This window comes from Burkholderia sp. FW306-1C-G01B, from assembly GCF_058781685.1.
This window is the reverse complement of the sequence record NZ_JBYSWZ010000004.1, coordinates 258,975-277,286: the sequence shown is the minus strand read 5'-3', so window position 1 is coordinate 277,286 and position 18,312 is coordinate 258,975. Positions and strand designations below refer to the sequence as shown.

General features: G+C 70.8%; 12 protein-coding genes. 2 read left to right on the top strand and 10 right to left on the bottom strand.

What is annotated here, in order from left to right:
• Positions 1-8: 8 nt before the first annotated feature.
• The 7 genes from AC3WLY_RS10805 to AC3WLY_RS10775 form a co-directional block, all read right to left on the bottom strand.
• Positions 9-3,917, bottom strand: a complete 3,909-nt coding sequence (locus AC3WLY_RS10805) for a cellulose synthase subunit BcsC-related outer membrane protein (protein WP_492309417.1) — start codon at positions 3,915-3,917, stop codon at positions 9-11.
• On the bottom strand, positions 3,902-5,131 hold the full coding sequence (gene bcsZ, locus AC3WLY_RS10800) for a cellulose synthase complex periplasmic endoglucanase BcsZ (protein WP_492309416.1): 1,230 nt from the start codon (positions 5,129-5,131) through the stop codon (positions 3,902-3,904). The genes AC3WLY_RS10805 and bcsZ overlap by 16 nt, the downstream gene beginning before the upstream one ends.
• A gap of 3 nt (positions 5,132-5,134) precedes the next feature.
• Positions 5,135-7,456 (bottom strand): cellulose biosynthesis cyclic di-GMP-binding regulatory protein BcsB, encoded by a 2,322-nt coding sequence (gene bcsB / locus AC3WLY_RS10795; protein ID WP_492309415.1) that lies wholly within the window; start codon positions 7,454-7,456, stop codon positions 5,135-5,137.
• Between the two features lie 703 nt (positions 7,457-8,159).
• Positions 8,160-8,612, bottom strand: a complete 453-nt coding sequence (locus AC3WLY_RS10790; RefSeq protein WP_492309414.1) for a hypothetical protein — start codon at positions 8,610-8,612, stop codon at positions 8,160-8,162.
• Entirely contained in the window at positions 8,612-10,012 is a 1,401-nt protein-coding gene (locus tag AC3WLY_RS10785; RefSeq protein WP_492309413.1) for a phosphatase PAP2 family protein, read from the bottom strand. The genes AC3WLY_RS10790 and AC3WLY_RS10785 overlap by 1 nt, the downstream gene beginning before the upstream one ends.
• Positions 10,009-11,778, bottom strand: a complete 1,770-nt coding sequence (locus AC3WLY_RS10780) for a bifunctional alpha/beta hydrolase/class I SAM-dependent methyltransferase (RefSeq protein WP_492332668.1) — start codon at positions 11,776-11,778, stop codon at positions 10,009-10,011. Before AC3WLY_RS10780 ends, AC3WLY_RS10785 begins: the two co-directional genes overlap by 4 nt.
• A 59-nt stretch (positions 11,779-11,837) precedes the next feature.
• Positions 11,838-12,443, bottom strand: a complete 606-nt coding sequence (locus AC3WLY_RS10775; RefSeq protein WP_492309411.1) for a CDP-alcohol phosphatidyltransferase family protein — start codon at positions 12,441-12,443, stop codon at positions 11,838-11,840.
• A 467-nt stretch (positions 12,444-12,910) separates the two neighbouring features.
• On the opposite strand from AC3WLY_RS10775, the gene AC3WLY_RS10770 reads away from it, so the two are divergent.
• Entirely contained in the window at positions 12,911-13,540 is a 630-nt protein-coding gene (locus AC3WLY_RS10770; protein WP_425131496.1) for a lysophospholipid acyltransferase family protein, read from the top strand.
• A 37-nt stretch (positions 13,541-13,577) separates the two neighbouring features.
• The gene (locus AC3WLY_RS10765; RefSeq protein WP_034183328.1) at positions 13,578-14,507 is read left to right on the top strand and encodes a phosphatidate cytidylyltransferase; all 930 of its coding nucleotides are present in this window, start codon (positions 13,578-13,580) and stop codon (positions 14,505-14,507) included.
• A gap of 44 nt (positions 14,508-14,551) precedes the next feature.
• Here the strand turns inward: AC3WLY_RS10765 and AC3WLY_RS10760 are convergent, their stop codons facing one another.
• From AC3WLY_RS10760 to AC3WLY_RS10750, 3 genes are all read right to left on the bottom strand, one after another.
• Entirely contained in the window at positions 14,552-15,376 is an 825-nt protein-coding gene (locus AC3WLY_RS10760) for a topoisomerase IV (protein WP_492309410.1), read from the bottom strand.
• A gap of 55 nt (positions 15,377-15,431) precedes the next feature.
• Positions 15,432-16,187, bottom strand: coding sequence for a hypothetical protein (locus AC3WLY_RS10755; RefSeq protein ID WP_425131498.1), 756 nt, complete (start codon positions 16,185-16,187; stop codon positions 15,432-15,434).
• Positions 16,188-16,327: 140 nt separating this feature from the next.
• On the bottom strand, positions 16,328-18,157 hold the full coding sequence (locus AC3WLY_RS10750; RefSeq protein WP_492309409.1) for a methyl-accepting chemotaxis protein: 1,830 nt from the start codon (positions 18,155-18,157) through the stop codon (positions 16,328-16,330).
• Positions 18,158-18,312: the final 155 nt, after the last annotated feature.

The window sequence follows — 18,312 nt, the reverse complement described above, 5'->3', positions numbered from 1 at the left end:
ACGTTCCCCTAGTAATCCGAATAAAGCCGCACCGGCGTCGGCGTGACAAGCCAGCTGGGCTGCGCGCGCGCATCGAACGCATAGCGCAGGTACACGAGCGCCGAACTCGGCGCGTAGTCGTGCGACCGGTCGACATGCAGTTGCGCGCCGACGCTCAGGTGCGGGTTCACGCGGTACTCGACGATACCGTTCACGCCGTACGAGAACGACACGCCGCGTGTCGAGCTGCCCGCGTACACGAACCCGGCCGCCACCTGCGCGGCCCGCTGGTCCGAAAACGTCGGGTAAAACAGCGAATCCTTTTCGTAGCTGTTCGAGATTCCGCCCGTGACGGTCAGGTCCCACGACAGCGCGTCGCGCCGCCCCGCCCATTCGATCGGCACGCCGAGCGACAGATAGCGCTGCGGGCTGTAGTAACCGCCCTGCCCGTACGTGTAGTAGCGCAGGTTCTGCGCGTAGTGCCACGCATTGCCGACGAGCCCGGTGCTGACCTTCATCGTCGCGCGCTCGTACACGGGCACCGTGAACCCGGCGCGCAGCGTGACTTCCGCGTTGCGTTCGACGTTGCGGCCGGACAGCACGCCCGCGCCGAGTTCCGCGAACAGGTTCGTGCGGCCGACGTCGACCGACGCACGCAGGTTCACGCCGTCGCGGCGCACGCCGCCCCAGACCGCGCCCGTCCACGGGTCACGCATCCCCGCGTACGACAGCACGCTGCTCGTTTCCGGCCGCCGCGACGCATTCACGCTGAAGCTCGCCGGGCCGGCGTCGAAACGGTAGCGCACGCCGCCGACGAGGTAATGCACGGGGAAACCGAGCGGCGACGTGCCGAGATCGAAGCGCCAAGCATCCGTGCGATAGCCGGCGCCGAGCGCGACGCCCGTCGTCGACTGGTGCAGCGAGCCCGGCGGATTCGCGATCAGCGCGGCGGCCTGCTGATTCGACTGGAACGGGGGCGGCAGCCCGCTCGATGCCCTGAGCGCCGCGTAGGTCCCGAAGGTCTTCAGCGAATACGCGTTCGGGTCGCTCGTATCGAGCGTGCCCGGATCCAGATGCACGGTGTCGATCTGCGCGAACACATGCCCGTCGTAGCGGATCGGCATCTGCAGGTAGATCGGCACCTGCTGCGCGCGATACGACGAGATGCCTTCGTCGCCCGACTTGTACGCGGGCATCCAGCCGGTCTCGATCTCGGGGTTGCGCCGCTGTTCGAGATCCGCGAACGCGGCCTGCGCGGGCGTCAGCCCGTCGCGGCCCGGGCTCACGCCCGCCATGCGTTCCTGCGACCGCGACAGCCGGTACAGCGACGCCGCGTCGTCATAGCGGCCCTGTGCCTCGGCCACGCGCCCGGCCGCGACCGTCACGTCCGCACGCGCCGGATACGCGGCCTGCAGCCGGCCGGTCACCTGCGCGGCTTCGTCCGGACGGCGCAGCGCGTTCAGGCGGCGCACGGCCGACAGTTGCGTGTCGACGTCGTCGTCCGGCGTGCGTGCGAGCACGGCCTGCACCCGCACGAGCGCGGCCGCACGGTTGCCGCTGTCCTCGTCGATCCGCGCAAGCGCAAGCTGCGTATCGGCATCGTCCGGCGTGCGCGCGACGACCGGTGCGAGCGCGTCGCGCGCCGCGCCGTAATGGCCCTGCGCGCGTTCGAGATCGGCCAGTTCGAGCGCATGGCGCTTGTCCGCCCGGCCGGCCGGGCTCGCACGATCGAGCAGCGCACGCGCCTGCGCGTAGTCCTGCCGCGCGATCGCATCGTCCGTCTGCCGCAGCACGAGCCGCAGCGACTGGTCCTCGAGCCTCACCGTCTGCGCGGGCGTCAGCGACGGTTCGCGGCGCAGCGCGGCGAGCCACGCGGCGAGTGCGTCGTCGCGCCCCGCGCTGCCGAGCAGGTCGCCGTAGCGCAGCCGCACGTCCGCATCGGCTTCGCGCGAATGCGCGGCGATCCAGTCGCGCAACGGCGCGAGGCCGCGCTCGGGTTCGCCCGCGTCGATCCACTGCGCGCCGATCGCGGCGAGCATGTCGGGATCGTCCGGCGCGCTCGCCTGCGCATGCGCGAGCGATGCCGCGAATGCCGCACGATCGCCGCGCCCGAGCGCGCCGCGCGCGTCGGCCAGCGTGCGTTCCGCGTCGAGCTTGCGCGCGAGCGCGCGCATCCCGTCCGAGCGTTGCTCATCGTCGACGGGCGCGAGCGCGGCCTGCGCGCCCGCGACGTCGTCGAGCGAATTGCGGTACAGCGCCGTTGCATAGCGCATCTCGGGCGTATCGCTTTGCGCGAGCCCTTCGTCCATCACCGTGCGGCCGAGCTGCGGCAGCCCCATGTCGCGATACAGGCGCGCGAGCGCGAAGCGCGTCCACGGCGCGTCGGGCGCCGCACGCACGGCCGCCTCGTAGCGTTGCGCGGCGGGCCCGCGTTCGCCCTTGTCCGCGAGCGCGCGCGCCTGGTTCGCGAGCAGGTCGGCGCGCATGCCGTCGAGCGCGCGGCGATCGTCGCGGCCCGTCACGCGCCCTTGCAACGCGTCGAGCAGCGGGCCGATCCGGTCCGCGCGGCCGGTGTTTTCATACAGCGTCGCCGTGCCGCGCACGGCCGACGGGTTCGGCGAACGCACGGCCAGCAATTCGCGCAGCAACGGCTCCGCGCGCGCCCAGTCGCGCTGCGCCAGCAGCGCATCGGCAAGCTGCAGCTTCGCGTCCGGGCTGTCCGGCTGCATCGCGAGCGCGGCACGCGCCGCGCGCTCGGCATCCTGCGGCCGGCCCGCGGCGGCGGCCGCGCGGCCTTGCGCGAGCAGCCCCCAGAACTGCGCGGTGCGCGCCAGGCTCTGCCATTTGCCGCGCTGGTCGGTCGCGAGCGTCGCGGCCCGCGCGAACAGCGCGCGGGCCTCGTCGTGCCGCCCTTCGCGCAGGCGCAGCAGGCCGAGCCCGCCGACCGCATCGGCGTCGTCCGCGCGCGCACGTGCGGCGCGGGCGAGCAGCGGATCGGCGGCCGCAAGGTCGCCGCGCGCGAGCGCCTGCAGGCCGCGCTGCTGCGCGATGTAGTCGGGATCGCGTTCGAGCCGGCGCTGCGCATCGCGCCGGCTGTCCAGTTCGGCAGCGCGGTCGCGGAATTCGGTGTCGTCCGGCACGAGTGCAAGATACGCATGCAGCGCGTCGAGATACGCCGGATCGCTGCCGGCCGATTGCAGCACGCGCCGCCACAGCGCCATCGCCTCCGTATGGTCGGCGTCGTCCCGCTTCGCGAGCGACCATGCGATCCGGTTTGCCTCCGCGCGCGTGTCGGCACGCTGGTTCAGCAGCCGCGCGAGCGCCATCGACGCGCTCGTATCCTGCGGATCGGCCGCGGCCGCGCGGCGCAGCGCGGCGATCGCCGGCTCGCGACCGCGCGGCGCATTCGACACGATCTGGTAATACTCGGCGCCGAGCGCACCCGACGGCGCGCCGTTCGGAAACAGCGCGACGATCCGCCGGGCTGCCTCGTCGGCGCGGCCGCTGCGCGCGAGCAGGCGGATCTGCGCCATCTCGCCGCGCCCGCTCGTCGCGACGCGATATTCGTCGGCCACCCGCCGCGTCGCGGGCGCATTCGGCGACTGCGCCTGCAGGCGCGCGAGCGCGGCCTGCGCGCCCTTCGCATCGCCGAGCCGCAGCAGCACACGGACCTGTTCGGCAAGCAGTTCGGGATCGCCCGGCGCGATCAGCAGCCCCTTGCGCAGCGCATCGTGCGCGAGGTCGTCGCGATGCTTGACGCCCCACATCCGCGCGGTATCGAGCTGACGCTGCGCATCGGCGGAAGCGGCGGCCGCCGGCATGGCGGTTTTCGGCATCGCCGCGTCGGCTGCGGTGCCCGGCGCCGCCGCGCACACCGACGACGCGAGCCATGCGAATCCCGCGACATGCGGCGCGGCGCACTTCAGCGGGCGGCGCACGAATGGCCTCCCCAGCGGGCGTCGAGCGTGCCGTCCGCGCCGAACCTGTAGCGTCCGTCGCGCCAGCCGAGGCCGAACAGCGTCAGCACGCTCGTGTAATAACCCGGCGCCGACTGGCGCGCGAGCGACTCGACGCGGGCCGCCTGCGCATCCGCGAGCGCGCGCTGGCCGCGCGCGTCGAGAAACGGCACGGCCGCTGCGGAAAATCCGCCGTTGCCGTCGTTCGGCTCCGCGATGCCCGTCGTCGTATCGACCTTCTCCGGCGGCGCGCCATGCGCGGCGATATGGTCGGCGAACGGCGCGAAACGCGCGAGCAACGGCGCGGCGAGCGGATCGGCGCGGTCGAGCATGCCGGCCCACAGGTACACGCGGATCGCGTTGTACGCGCTCTGCGCATGCGTCTGCGGATCGGGCCCGAAGCCCGTGCCCGCGCGATACAGCGCCCAGTCGGGCGAAAAACCCTTCGGCGCCGTGTCGAGCAGCACGCGCCCGGTGCTGGACGCCAGCGCGGCCCAGCGCCGGTCGTCGGGCAGGCGCGCGCCGAGCGCGCGGATCACCTGCGGCGGCGAATAGCTCGGGTTCACGCGCCACTGGCCGTTGGGCAGCCTGAAGCCGGTCGGCCCCGGCAGCAGCGTGACGCCGAGGCCCGGCACGGCCGCGGTTTCCTCGTCGAGCACGCGCTTCGCGAGCAGCGCGCCGCGCGCCGTGTAGCTGCGCTCGTGCCACAGCCGCCCGGCCTCGACGAGCGCGTACGCGATCCACAGGTCGGCGTCCGACGCCGCGTTCGCGTCGAGCACGCGCCACGCGCCGTCCTGCGCGCGGCCCCACAGCCACGCCGGCAGGTGCGCGCTCAGGTCGCCCTGCGCGAGGTTGTTCTCGGTCCATGCGAGGATCGTGTCGAACATGCGCCGGTCGTTCGCGACCAGCGCGAAGAAAAGCCCATACGCCTGCCCCTCCGACACCGTGCGTGAATCGGCCGAACCGACGTCGATCACGCGGCCGTCGGCCGAGATGAAATCGCGCTTGAACGCGTCCCAGCGCGGCCACGCCGCGCTGCATCCGGCGGCGGCCGCATCGGTCGCGCTGGCTCCCGCGGCCTGCGCGCGAGCGGCCATGCCGCCCGCCGCACACGCCATCGCAACCGCCAGCGCGAGTGCCGCGCCGACGCGCCGCGCCGGCCGCGTTGCCCGTCGCTTCGCCATAACCCGCGCCATCCGTTACATCCCCCGTCGACGCGCGGCGATTCTCTGCAGCACGCTGAACACGCCGAGCGCGAGCAGCAGCCCCGCGACGACACCGACCGCGCCGAGCACGACCGGATGCCGCGCCGCCTGCGTCCAGACGCGCGCATACCACGGCACGAAGCCGACCACGTAAGGCTCGCCGACGCGCAGGCTGTCGACCTGCCCCGGCCGCACCAGCGCGAGGTCGCCCTGCAGCTGCGACACGAGGCCCGAGTTCTCGAACACGTTCAGCAGATCGCCGAGGCGCGGCTGGTCGGTCGCCGTCAGCGCGACGACGCTGCGGCCATGGCTGCCCGGCAGCTCGAAACCGGCGAGCGCCGCGAGCGGGCCCGTCTGCTCGATATGCGCGCCGCCGTCGGCCAGGCCGACGCCGTTGCGCCAGCGCTCCTTGACCGTGAACGCGACGCGCGTCGCGCCGTCGCCGCCCTGCTCGCCGATCGCGAGCGGCAGCGCCGAGCGCCAGTGCGCGAGCAGCGGCGACGCGGGCGAGCCGTCGATCACGAGCAGATCCTTGCTGCCCGACAGCGCCGCGACGTCGCCGGGCCGCGCGACCTGCACGCGCAGTGCCGGGAAACCCGTCCACTCGCCCATGTGGCCGAGCATCGTCAGGTAGGCCTCGAGCTCCTGCGGCGACGGCCGCTCGGGTATCACGACGGCCGTCTGCGACAGGTCGGCGAAGCGCGTGAACGGAAAACCGCTGTTCGCGAAATACGCGAGGTTCGGCAATTGCGCGTAATGGACGAAGTGCGAGAAGTCGATCGTCGAATCGGGATCGATCGCCGCGCGCTGCGGCTCGGTGGCCGTGCTCGAGCACAGGCCCGTCTTCTGCGAATCGAGCGTGAAGCGGAACTGCAGCTGGTTGCCGCTGCCGACGCGGAACGCCGGGATGTCGACATCGCTCGTCACACGCCCTTCCGGCACCGACAACAGCGGCAGCTGCATGCGGCCGCGCGCGTCCTCGGCATGGGCCGGCCCGAGCCGGTACGACTTCACGAGCTGGTCGTTGATCTCGACGGCGAGCGTCGAGTTGTCCTGCACGGTCGGCGCCGTGTAGCGGTAGCGCAGCGTGATCGGCACGCCCGAGCCGTTCCATGAATGGAGATCGGCCGGCACGCGCAGGTTCAGGCGAATCGCGTCGGGCGTCGTGCCGCGCGCTTCCAGCTCGCGCAGATCGGACACGAGTTCGCGGAACGCGATCGGCCGGTTCACCGGCAGCCAGCGCGGCGCGTCGTACGGCTTGCGCGGCGCGCCGAGATCGACGTGCGCGACCGTCGCCGCCGGCCCCGACAGCGCCGCGCGGCCGAGCACGAGCGTCGCGACCGCGTCGTCGACCTCGGCCGCCGTGCGGCCCGTGACGACGAGCAGCTTGCGCCCCGGCGCGGCCGGGTTGTCGGCAACCGCGAGCAGCGGACCGTTGACCGACGGCAAAGCGAGACCGGCCGGCAGCGTCGCGGTCGTGCCGACCACCACCGCCTGGTCGTCGGCCGGCAGCGTGGACGACACCGGGAAGCGCGCATGCCGGTAGTCGGCCAGCGCGCCGAACCACGACGCGAGCACGCCCGCGCTGCGCAGCGTCGCCGAATCGGGCGCCCCCGGCAGCACGAACGGCAGCCGCACGCGGCCGTTGTCGCGCCGGTCGAAAAACGGCGCGGGCAGCAGCGCGAGATCGTTCGGCAGGCGGACCGGCGATTCATCGAGGATCAGCTCGCTCGTCGGGCTCACGTCGGCCCACAGCGCCGAATTCGACGGATCCTCGCAATGGTCGAGCGTGTAGTGCGCGATCAGGCGCAGGCCGATCTGGTTGAAATCCGAAAAATAGCGCGGATCGATCGGAATATCCTGCGTGACCGTGCGGCCCGCGCGCGCGGCGTCGAACGGGACGGTCGCGATGACCTCGCCGTTCACCGACACCTTCAGGTGCGACATCGGGAACACGAGCGACGGCGAATACGCGTAGGTCAGGCGTAGCCGCGCGCCCGTGACCACGCGGTCAAGACGCACGCCCGCGTGGATCGTGCGCGCGTCGTCGGCGCCGCGCAGGCGCAGCGGTTCGAACGCGCCGAGCGACGCGAACGGCACGCGCACGGTCGTCGCCGGCAGCCCGGCGGACGGCGCACTGGCCGCCGTCGGCGCAGCCGCGAGCACCGACGCACCGCCGGGCGACGCCGCATTACCGGCACCGGGCGCCGCAGCGGTCGCAGGCACCGCCGGCATCGGAGCGGCCGACAGCGCGGCCGCGTGGAAAGCGCCGACCATGGCAACCGACAGGACGAACAGCGACGCGACCGGCTTCATGCGCCGCTCCGTTTCGTCAGGGTCATCCCGTCATCCGTCGCGTCGACACCGACGCGCGCAAAGCAGCCATGCCCGTGAGTGAACATCCCCACTGCTTCCCCTCATATAGCTAACTGGCCTGATTCATTTATCAAAACGAAGCGGCCCATTCTTTAATCGGCTGTCGTCGTGTTGCGCGCGCGCCTGGCACCGGCACGCGCCCATTCGTCACACTATCTCAAAAACAGGACAAAACTTGCCCCCTATTCGCGACGATGAAGCGGAAAAAACCTCAATCCGGTCGGAAATGCTGCGCGAGAAGCACGAATGGCAAGAATTGCGCCGTTGTCGCCGGACGGGCCGAACGGCATGCTGCCGGCGCGGTGCGGCTTGCCGGCGGCAGTCCGTTGCAGACCGCCCGGGCCCGGGGCCGCACTGCCGCGGGGCGGCGCGTATGCTACCGCAATCCCGTTACGCCGAACGTGCTTTCTTTCATGGAAAGCTGATCTGTATCAAATCACCGACACCGCCACTCCGTCCCCCGATACGCTGCTGCGCATCATCACCGTGCAGACGGAGATCGCGAAGCTCGGTCTCGACCTCGGCAGCGCGATGGCCCAGGGCCTGATCATATTAATGACGGGCTTTCGCTGGCCGCCCCGCGGACGATTTATTTGGATTCGGGGAACGTGCATTGCCGGCCCGTTGCAACCGTAAAGAGGCGCTAACCGATCTGCGGCATCGCGATCGCGAGCCCGACCACAACCCACTGCACGACCGCGACGAGCACACCGGCCCGGCACAGCCCGACCGCGCCGCGCACGCGCGCGTCGAGTGCGCGCCCGGCCTTCGCTGCGTCGATCCAGCCGAGATCGGCGAGCGCGCGGTCGAGCGCCGCAAGCCCGTCGTCGACCGACGCATCGCCCGCCGCCGCCCGCGCCAGCGCGGCGAACAGCCGGCGGTCGATCTCGATGCGCACCGCGTACCACAGCGCCGCGATCCCCGACCCCGTGCTGACGACCGCCAGCAGCACGCGCGCGATCGTCGCCGGCGCCCAGCCCGATGCAATCCACCAGCCCGCGCCGGCCGCGGCCAGCGCAGCCACGATCGCCCACGCGCCCGCATCGAGCGCGCCGCGCGCGGCGGCAATCCGAAATGGCGCGGACGGATCGCGCATCACACGCCTCCCGCGCTGCGACGGTGATCGATCCAATACTGCAGCACGGCCACGCCGTCGTCCGACCATACCGCGTGCGGCCGCACCGCGCGCACCGCGGCAAGCGCGTCGCGCGCATCGCCGAGCCCGCGCCGCGCGGCGAGCCATGCCGCCGCGCACAGCACGCTGCGCCCGTAACCGAGCGCGCAGCAGACCAGCACGTCGCGCCCTTCGCCGTGCAGGCGCTCGAGCGCCGCGACTGCCTCCGCGAGTTGCGCTGCGGTCGGTGCGACGAGGTCGAGCTGCGGCACGGCCGCATACACGAGCGATGCATCGGCCGCCGCCCAGCGCGGCATCTCGGCGGTCAGGTCGACCAGCGCCGTGAAGCCATGGCGCCGCACGTCGCGCGTCGTCGGTGTGCGGCCGATCGACACGCGCTCGTCGATCCGCACCGGCGCCGGCTGCCGGAACGTCCACAGCCGCGAATTGACGAACGCGCCGGCGATCGTCGGCGCGAGCAGCCAGCGGATGAAGACCGGGAAACGCCCGTGCGCATCCTTCTGGAATGCACCGGGCGCGCCGCGCCGGTAGAGCCACGCGACGCACGCGAGCGCCAGCGCGATCCACCCCGCCGCCAGCGCCCAGCCCGGCGCGCGCGGCACGCACCACAGCGCCACGAGCGCGACCAGCACCGCACCGAGCGCATAACGACGCGCGAGCGCGCGGCCGGCCGCGCCCGGCGACGCGTCGGCGCCCGGCAGCCGGCCCGCGGCATCGCGCAGCGGAAACAGGAACAGCGCGAGACAGCCGACGGCCGCGCCGGTCGGCACGTCGATCGCGTGATGCTGGTAGGTCGTCAGCACCGACACGCCGATCGCCGCGAACCACAGATGCAGCACGACGCGCGCGACCGTGCCGCGCAGATGCTTCGCATAGACGGCCCACAGCACGACGAGCAACCCGATGTGCAGCGACGGCGCCTGGTTGAACGGTTTGTCGAACCCCATCAGCAGCGTGAACAGCGCGCCGGCCGCGCCGCCCGGGTCGGGCCGCTCGAAACCGAAGCGCAGCGGCCACGCGATGAAGCACGCGACCGACACCAGTTGCACGGTCAGCAGCCGCTTCACGTGATCGAGCAGATCGTCGCGGCGCGTCCAGAAGAAGAACGACAGCGCATACAGAAGATCGATCGACCAGTACGGCACGATCGTCCACGGCACGAACGGGATCGCGTGCTCCCAGCCGAACGCGAACGTCGGCACCGCCGCGCGGCGCGCAGCGAGCCAGTTCGCGAAGCCGTACGTCGAGAAGAACACGGCGCCCATCGCCGCGAGCCAGCCGAAGCGCAGCGCGAACGACGCGTCGCGCGCGCCGGCCGCCGGCTCGGCGAGGCCGCTCGCGCCGCCGCCGAGCGCGCTCATGACGCGTCGATCCGCTGCGCGAGGCTGACCGTGAAGATGCCCATCTCGTCGATCCGCTGGTCGAGCTTGCGGAAGCCCGCGCGCGCGACGAGCTCGTCCATCTCGGCCTGCGAGCGGCGGCGCATCACCCAGGTCGCCTCGCCGCGGTGATTGTTCAGCGCGCGCGCGATGAATTCGAGCTGCGGATGCCACGGCTGCCCCGTATAGACGAGATAGCCGCCCGGCGGCACGGCCTGCGCGAGCCCGCGCAGCGAACGTTCGATCAGCGCGTTCTCGCCGAACAGTTCATAGAGACCCGACACGATCGCGAGCGTCGGACGCGGCTCGAGCGTCGCGAGCGACGTCTCGTCGAATGCGTCGCCGCGCTCGAAGCGCGCGATCGGCTCGAGCCCGCGCTGGGCGATCAGCACGCGCCCGGCCTCGACGTTCGGCGGGCTGTAGTCGCGCAGCGTGATGTCGTCGGGCGCCGCGCCGTCGCGCTCGGCGGCCGTCGCGATCGCGTCGAGCACGTAGCGCCCGTGCCCGGCCGCGATGTCGACGATCCGCACCGGCGTGCCGTGGCCGCGCAGGCGGCCGATCGCCGTGCCGATCAGCTCCTGCAGATGCACCTTGCGCTGGCGGATGCCGACCCAGCCCGGCGAATCGAGATACGTACGGTCGATCAGCGCGCCGACGCCGAGCCGCCCCTGCGCGCGGTTGCGGTACACGTAGTCGAGCGTCGAGCCCGAATCGAAGCCGAGCCGCAGCCCGAGCGCGATGCCGTCCGACAGCGCGCCGCCCGCTTTCAGGCCGGCGCGCGTGAGCGCCCAGTACGCCCGCGCGAACACGTTCGCGGGCGGGCGGCCGAGCGCCGCGTATTCGTCGTGGAACGCGCCGCGCCGATCGGCGTCGGCGAGCGACACGCGCGGGCTCGGCGCATCGAATTCGCGCAGCACGAACGCGCGCAGCGGCGCGAGCGCCTCTGCGCGGTCGCGCTCGCCGAGCGTGTCGTGATAGAAGCCCCGCAGCACGATGCGCTCCTTGCGCGCCGAGCCGAGCCGTTCGAAGAAGCGGTCCTGCGGGCCGCGATGCACGACCCAGTCGGCGCCCGAGATCAGCAGTTGCGTCGGCACGGTGATCGCGGCCGCATCGGCGACGATCCGCTGCGCGGTGTCGTGCAGGTCGAGCAGCATGTTGACCGCGATCGGCCGCGTGATCAGCGGATCGGACGCGTAGCTCGCGATCCGCTCGGGATCGTGCGTGAGGAATTTCGGCTTCACGTAGCTGTTCACGTAGAACAGCCCGCGCAGCTTGTGCATCAGCCGCAGCCCCGGCCGCGCGAACGGCACGTAGAGCTTGATGTGGAATGCCGGCGACGCGACGACGAGGCAGCGGATCGGCGGCGCGTAGTCGTGCGCCCAGGTCGCCGCGAGCACGGCGCCGACGCTCTGGCCGACCACGGCCATGTCCTCGATCGCGATGCCGTGCGTGTCGCGGATATGCTCGACGAAGGTCTGCAGGTCGCGCACCGATGCGGCCGCGCTCGGGCTATAGCCGCGCGCGCCGGGCGAGCGGCCGTGGCCGCGCGCGTCCCATGCGAAAAACGCGAAATCCGGCAGGTCGAGCTCGTCGACGAGATGCGCGACGCGCGCAGAATGCTCGTGGCCGCGATGCAGCAGCACGATTGCGCCGCGGCAGCGCGGGCCCGTCGCGGGCCAGTGACGATAGAACAGCGTTTCGCCGTCGTGCGTGATGAAGTCGGCCTCGCGGGCCGTGCGTGCGCTCATGCGATCTCTCTCGTTTCGTTATTCGAATCATGTGGCGCCGCCCTCCGGCGCCTCGTGGGTCAACCGCCCTTTTCGGCGATGCCGGCCTGCACGCGCCGCACCACCGTCACGATCGACAGCACGATCAGCAGCCGCCACAGCCACGCGGCGATGCTGCCGACCGGCAGGCCGAAGCCGATCCACAGCGCGAACGCGCCGAGGGCCAGCGCGCGGTCGCTCTTGCCGAACGGGCCGTCGTAGCGGCGCGCTGCGCCGACGAGCGGCCCGATCAGCCCCGCGCATTCGACGATCACCGCCGTCAGCGCGAACAGCCAGACGTCCGCCGGAGCGAACGCGGAAACGGCGAGGAACGGCAGCACGAGCGCGACATCGGACACGATGTCGCCCAGCTCGTTCAGGTATGCGCCGAGCGTGCTCTTCTGCCCGTGTTCGCGCGCGAGCATGCCGTCGATCGCGTTGAGCGCCATCCGCGCGAACAGCCACAGCGGAATCAGCAGGAACAGCACGCGGGCGAATACGCCGAGCCCGGCGAGCGCGCCGACGACGATCGAGCCGCCGGCCGCGAACAGCGTGACCTGGTTGGCGGTGACGCCGCGTTCGGCGAGCGAATTCGCGAACGGGCGCAGACGGTCCTGGAATTTGGGTTTGAGTGCGTAGAGGCTCATCGTTTCGTATTCGTATTTTTCGCGCGGCACAGTCGGACACGTTTCCCGCCGCCATGCCCCGGGCGGCGAAACGGCCTTCGTCGGCCTTCAATGGACGGCCCTCATCGTCGCCGAGCCGCTCCGATGCGTCAAGCACGCCACGGGCCGCCCGCGCGGCGCCAATCTGGCGTTTTTGACGGAAACTCGCGATAATCCGCTGGCCCGATCGCAGCGAAGATCCATTCGAACTGCAAACGGGCGCTCGTGCAATGGCCGATCATCACGCCGCCGACCGGCACATTCGCCGCTACGCAACGTGGTGTGACGGCGAACCGTCCGATTATCGCGGACCTGCGACAGGCAGCCACGAACTTGAAAAAATTTAAACAAAGGCCGTCCGGCGCGCATCCTGCCGCGCCGGCATTCCGGGATCCCGCCCGCCGCGCATGCGCGGCAGGCCGGGCATGCAGGCAGGAGGCGCCGCGCCGATGAACATCGTCAACGTCTGGCAGCGCGACTTCCTGCTGTCCATCGTGCGGCTCGTCGCCGGCGCGTATCCGGTCTGGCATCAGGCGCCGCCGTCCCCGACGCAGAAGATCTATTTCTCGAACCATACGAGCCACATCGACACGCTCGCGATCCTCGCCGCGCTGCCGCGCGACGTGCGCGCGGTCGTGCGGCCGGTCGCCGCGCGCGACTACTGGGACAGCAGCGACATGAAGCGCCACATCGCGCAGAAGCTGCTGAACGTGGTGCTGATCGACCGTCACCGCGAATCCGGCGGCGACCCGCTCGAGCCGGTGCGCGACGCGCTGCGGCAGGGCCACTCGATCATCATCTTCCCGGAAGGCACGCGCGGCGCCGACGTGCTGCCGCAGCCGTTCAAGAGCGGGCTGTTCCATCTCGCGACCGAGTTCCCGAACGTCGCGCTCGCGCCGGTCTACCTCGAGAACCTGCAGCGCATCATGCCGAAGGGCGCGATCTGGCCCGTGCCGCTGATCTGCAAGGTGCACTTCGGCGCGAACGATGCGCTCGGCGACCAGGAAGACAAGCCGACGTTCCTCGCCCGCATGCGCGACGCGGTCGTCGCGCTCGCGCCGCAGCGGCCCGCGGGCTGAACGCGGCGCCCTCCTCTCCCTTTTTCCGGATATCCCCATGCGAACACTCTTCTGGGAACTGGTCGCGGGCGTCACGGGCGTGCTCGTCGTCGCCACCGTGATCGGCGCGATCCTCGGCGCGCGCAGCGGCGGCACGAGCTCGACCATCGTCAACCTGAACCAGCGCATCCGCGCGTGGTGGGCGATGATCGCGATCATGGCCATCGCGATCGGCCTCGGCAACAACGTCACGTATCTCGTGTTCGCGCTGCTGTCGTACCTGACGCTGCGCGAATTCATCACGCTCACGCCGACCACCGCGAGCGACCACACGACGCTGTTCATCGCGTTCTTCGTCGCGATCCCCGTGCAGTACCTGCTGCTCGGGATCAACTGGTACGGGATGTATTCGATCTTCGTGCCCGTGCACCTGTTCTTCGCGATGTCGCTCGTGTCGGCGCTCACGCAGGACACGCGCGAATTCCTGAGCCGCAACGCGAAGATCAACTGGGCGCTGATGGTATGCGTGTACGGGCTGAGCCACGCGCCGGCCGTGCTGATCCTCGACATTCCGCGCTACGCGGGGCAGAACGCGCTGCTGCTGTTCTTCTTCCTGGTCGTCGTGCAGATCAGCGACGTGCTGCAGTACGTCGTCGGCAAGCTGTTCGGGCGCCGCAAGATCGCGCCGCAGCTGTCGCCGTCGAAGACGGTCGAAGGCTTCGTCGGCGGCGGCCTGCTCGCGACGCTGTGCGGCGCGTCGCTGTATCGCGTGACGCCGTTCAGCTTCGGCGCGGCGTTCGGGATCTCGCTCGCGATCGTGATCGCGGGCTTCGTCGGCGGGCTCGTGCTGTCGGCTGTCAAGCGCTCGCTCGGCACGAAGGACTGGGGCTCGATGATCGCGGGCCACGGCGGGATGCTCGATCGCGTCGACTCGATCTGCTTCGCCGCGCCGGTGTTCTTCCACCTGGTGCGCTACCTGTACGTGTGATGCGCGGAGGGTGCGACGCGGCCTGCGCGTCGCGCTGCAACCACTCAATACCCTTCCCGCACCGCCTTCGGCACGACGTAGCGGCCGCGCGCCGCGTCGAATTTCACCACGTAGCGCGCCCGGACCGCGCGATCGCCGCGCGTGCCGGTTTCGGTCACGATCAACGGATAGACGGCGCCGGTGCCGGTCAGGTCCGGCGTGATCTCGAAGCGCAGCGCCTCGCAGCGCACCGGGGCGTTCGCGCATTCGTTCGACTCTGCATTGTCGAGCGCCTCGTTGATGCGCGCCGCCGCAAGCACCAGCGCATCGCCGTACGGCAGCCAGATCGAGCGGATACGTTGCGTATAGCCTTGTCGCGAATCGCCGTCGCCGATGACGAAACCGAACAGGTGCGGCCCGAGCCGCTCGATGCGCGGCGTGCCCGGCTCGCCGCGCGTGCCGGACGCGATGTCCGTCTTCTTCGACACCGCTTCGAGCCCCTTGCCGTCCGGCGAAGGCCGCAGCACGTACAGATCGACCGTGCCCGGCGTGGCATCGCTGTCCATGCCCGGCATTCCGTTCTGCACGGCCGCTTCGGTCTCGCCGCACATCGCGAGCAGATACCGCGGGCCGTCGGCAGTCGCAACGCGCAGCGAGCCGCACGGCGAATATATCGAATCCCCCGCGTCCGACTGCCAGCCCTTGCGGTCCGCGCGCCACGTGCCGTAGCTGTCGCTAATGAACTTCTGCAACTGACGGTCCGGATGAATCGGATCGGCCGCGTGGACGGGCGACGACGCGGAGAGCGCGGCGAGCACCGTGAGTGCGGCAAGTGCGGCTAGCGAAGCCGCGAACGGCTTGCCGGGTTCTTTTCGGTGCTGGGCAGTCATGACGAGGTCCGGTCGAATCGGGAGGCGTGTAACAGATGGATGCAGGCGCACACGATCAGGGTTGGCGTGGCGCGATGCCGGTGCCGTCCGGCTTCAGCCGCGCGGTTTGCACCCACCCTTCGGCAATGCCGTTCGTGCGCGGATTCAAATAGACGACCGATGTGAAACGGCCGTAGTCGGTTCGCGCATCGACGTGGTCATGCTCTACGATGAACAACCCGTCGATCCGGCATGCGTCATCAGGCGCGGAAAAGAACGGCAGGCGCCCCTTGCCCGTCACGACGCGGCCCGCATCGCTGCCCGTCACGTAATCGCCCTGCGCTTGCGCACGGCGATTCAATGCGTCGCAATCGACGGCGCCGTGCAGGGGTGCGGCCGGTGCAGCACACGCGGACACGAAGCGCGCCAACGCGCGCCGGTCGATCACGAGCACGTCCGGCCGGTCGGGGTCGCGCGTAACGTCGAGCGCACGCATCGCTTGCGTATCGAGCGTCACCCAGCCGATCGTCGCATCGCGGTTCGGCGTGCCTGGGTGGTCGGGCGTGACGAACAAGCGAATGCGCAAGATGTTGCCGTCGCGCTCATCCACATTGGCGTGGATCGCGCGCCGGTCCATCGCGGTCTGCCGCAGCGCCGGCACGATCAGTTGCGTCAACTGCTCGTCGCACGATGCCGGCTGCGCGGCAGCAACAGCCTGTGCGACCGTCACGCCCATGCACGCCAGCGCGGCGAGCACAGCGACGGCCGCGAACCGGCGACGACGCCCGGCCTCGCCATTCGCGCCGGCCGGCGTTACGATTTCGTTCTTCATTGCAGGACCCGGTCGATGCGCGCGGCCCGCGCCGCGCGCGCGGGCATGCACCCGCGAGCCCGTAGCGTACACGCACGGCGCCCGTTCCGCCGCTCCCCCTTCGTGCATCCCTCTCGCAGCCTTCTGCGACCGCGGCCGGATCACGCCGATACCGTCTCGGCCCGGTGCGAACCCGCGAGCTTGAATTCGCCGACCGTCTGCGCGAGCTGCGCCGCCTGCTCGCGCAACAGCGCCGCGGCGGCAGCCGATTCCTCGACGAGCGCCGCGTTCTGCTGCGTCGAGTGATCGAGCTGCGACACGGCCTGGTTCACCTGCGCGAGCCCGGTGCTCTGCTCGTTCGCCGCGACCGTCATTTCCGCGATCACGCTCGTGATGCCGCGCACGCCCTCGACGATCTCGTCCATCGTCGCACCGGCCGTCTGCACGAGCCCCGAACCGCCCTCGATCTTCTCGACGGACGACTGGATCAACTGCTTGATTTCCCTGGCCGCCACCGCGCTGCGTTGCGCGAGAGTGCGCACCTCGCCCGCGACCACCGCGAAGCCCCGCCCGTGCTCGTGCGCGCGCGCCGCCTCGACGGCCGCATTCAGCGCGAGGATGTTGGTCTGGAACGCGATGCCGTCGATCACGCCGATGATGTTCGAGATCTCGGCCGACGCCTTCGTGATCTCGTCCATCGTCGCGACCACCTCGCTCACCACCTCGCCGCCGCGCACGGCGACACCCGACGCCGATTCCGCCAGTCGGCTCACCTGCGTGGCCGCATCGGCCGAGTTGCGCGCCGTGCCGGCGATCTCCTCGAGCGCCGCCGCCGTCTCCTGCAGGCTCGATGCCGCAAGTTCGGTGCGGCTCGACAGATCCTGGTTGCCCTGCGCGATCTCCGCGCTCGCTACGTTCACGGATTCGCTGAAGCCGCGAATCTGCAGCAGGATCGCACTGATCTTTTCGGCGAACATATTGAAAGCGTGCGCGATCTGCGCGGCCTCGTCGCGGCCGTCGGCCGGCAGCCGCTTCGTCAGGTCGCCGCTCCCGCTCGCGACGTCGGTCAGCGCGTCGCGCACGAGCAGCACGCGCTTGAACGCCGCGTTCGTCAGTGCGCCGACGAGCGCTGCCGCGACGCAGGCGACGACGAGGATCGCAACGAGCGTCGTCGTCGCCACGGCCCGCATGCCGGCCGTCACGTCCGACCGGTCGAGCGCCATCACGAGCGACCAGTCCGTCCCGGCGATCGGGCGCGCGCGGAGCAGCTTGGTCACGCCGTCCACGTCGATCGCCACCGGTTCGGTCGCCGCCTGCAGGCCGGCGAGGCGCTCCGGCGTCAGTTCGGGCGACAGCTCGACGGCCGGCTTCATGATCAGATCGGTCTTCGCGCCCGCGATCAGGCGCCCGCTCTTGTCGACCAGGAACGCGAAGCTCGACGGCGTCGGGTGCATCGATGCCACGATCGCGCTCGCGCGCTCCATATAGAGGCTCGCCGCGAGCACGCCCTTCAGCGTGCCGCCGCGCACGATCGGTGCGGCGAACGCGAAGGCGGGCTTGCCGGTCGACGCGTCGCGGTACAACGCCGTGACGACGAGCCGGCCGGCCTCGACCGCCTGCTTGAACCACGGGCGCGCGGTCGGATCGTAGCCGGCCGCGAGCGGGACGTTCGAGTACGCCGTGCGGTCCGGCAGGCCGAGCGTGAGCACCTGGAAGCCGCCCGATTTGCCGAGCAGCGTCAGCGCCGGCAGCGGGTCGCCTTCGCCCGGCGCCAGCGTGTCCGCGAGCGCCTGGGTCTGCTGAGCGCGGCTCGCGACCCACTCGTCGAGCGCGAGCGCGTGGCCGGTCAGGACGGACTGCAGGTTCTGGTCGATGGTTGCGTCGTTGTGTTGCTTGACGACGTAGTACACAAGGCCGCCTGTCACGGCCAGGGCCGTGACCACGATGGCGACGCAGGTCGCCAGAATCCGGGCGCGAATCGATGACAGCATGATGACGGTGATCTCCGGTTGCCGCGTTGTTTTCGATTGGTCAAATGGGCACTCAATCGTCCTTAACGACCGCGCGAGACGCAACTTGAGGTCCGACTGGTCGGACCGGCGAAAAAAAGCGAAACCGGGCCTGGAGAAGGCACGCGAGATCAATA

What these genes read in the sequence shown, in the direction of transcription:
- AC3WLY_RS10770 (WP_425131496.1), top strand. Translation starts at nt 12,911, where the DNA reads ATGAACATCGTCAACGTCTGGCAGCGCGACTTCCTGCTGTCCATCGTG.
- AC3WLY_RS10780 (WP_492332668.1), bottom strand. Translation starts at nt 11,778, where the DNA reads ATGAGCGCACGCACGGCCCGCGAGGCCGACTTCATCACGCACGACGGC.
- AC3WLY_RS10750 (WP_492309409.1), bottom strand. Translation starts at nt 18,157, where the DNA reads ATGCTGTCATCGATTCGCGCCCGGATTCTGGCGACCTGCGTCGCCATC.
- bcsZ (WP_492309416.1), bottom strand. Translation starts at nt 5,131, where the DNA reads ATGGCGCGGGTTATGGCGAAGCGACGGGCAACGCGGCCGGCGCGGCGC.
- AC3WLY_RS10760 (WP_492309410.1), bottom strand. Translation starts at nt 15,376, where the DNA reads ATGACTGCCCAGCACCGAAAAGAACCCGGCAAGCCGTTCGCGGCTTCG.
- AC3WLY_RS10775 (WP_492309411.1), bottom strand. Translation starts at nt 12,443, where the DNA reads ATGAGCCTCTACGCACTCAAACCCAAATTCCAGGACCGTCTGCGCCCG.
- AC3WLY_RS10785 (WP_492309413.1), bottom strand. Translation starts at nt 10,012, where the DNA reads ATGAGCGCGCTCGGCGGCGGCGCGAGCGGCCTCGCCGAGCCGGCGGCC.
- bcsB (WP_492309415.1), bottom strand. Translation starts at nt 7,456, where the DNA reads ATGAAGCCGGTCGCGTCGCTGTTCGTCCTGTCGGTTGCCATGGTCGGC.
- AC3WLY_RS10790 (WP_492309414.1), bottom strand. Translation starts at nt 8,612, where the DNA reads ATGCGCGATCCGTCCGCGCCATTTCGGATTGCCGCCGCGCGCGGCGCG.
- AC3WLY_RS10755 (WP_425131498.1), bottom strand. Translation starts at nt 16,187, where the DNA reads ATGAAGAACGAAATCGTAACGCCGGCCGGCGCGAATGGCGAGGCCGGG.
- AC3WLY_RS10765 (WP_034183328.1), top strand. Translation starts at nt 13,578, where the DNA reads ATGCGAACACTCTTCTGGGAACTGGTCGCGGGCGTCACGGGCGTGCTC.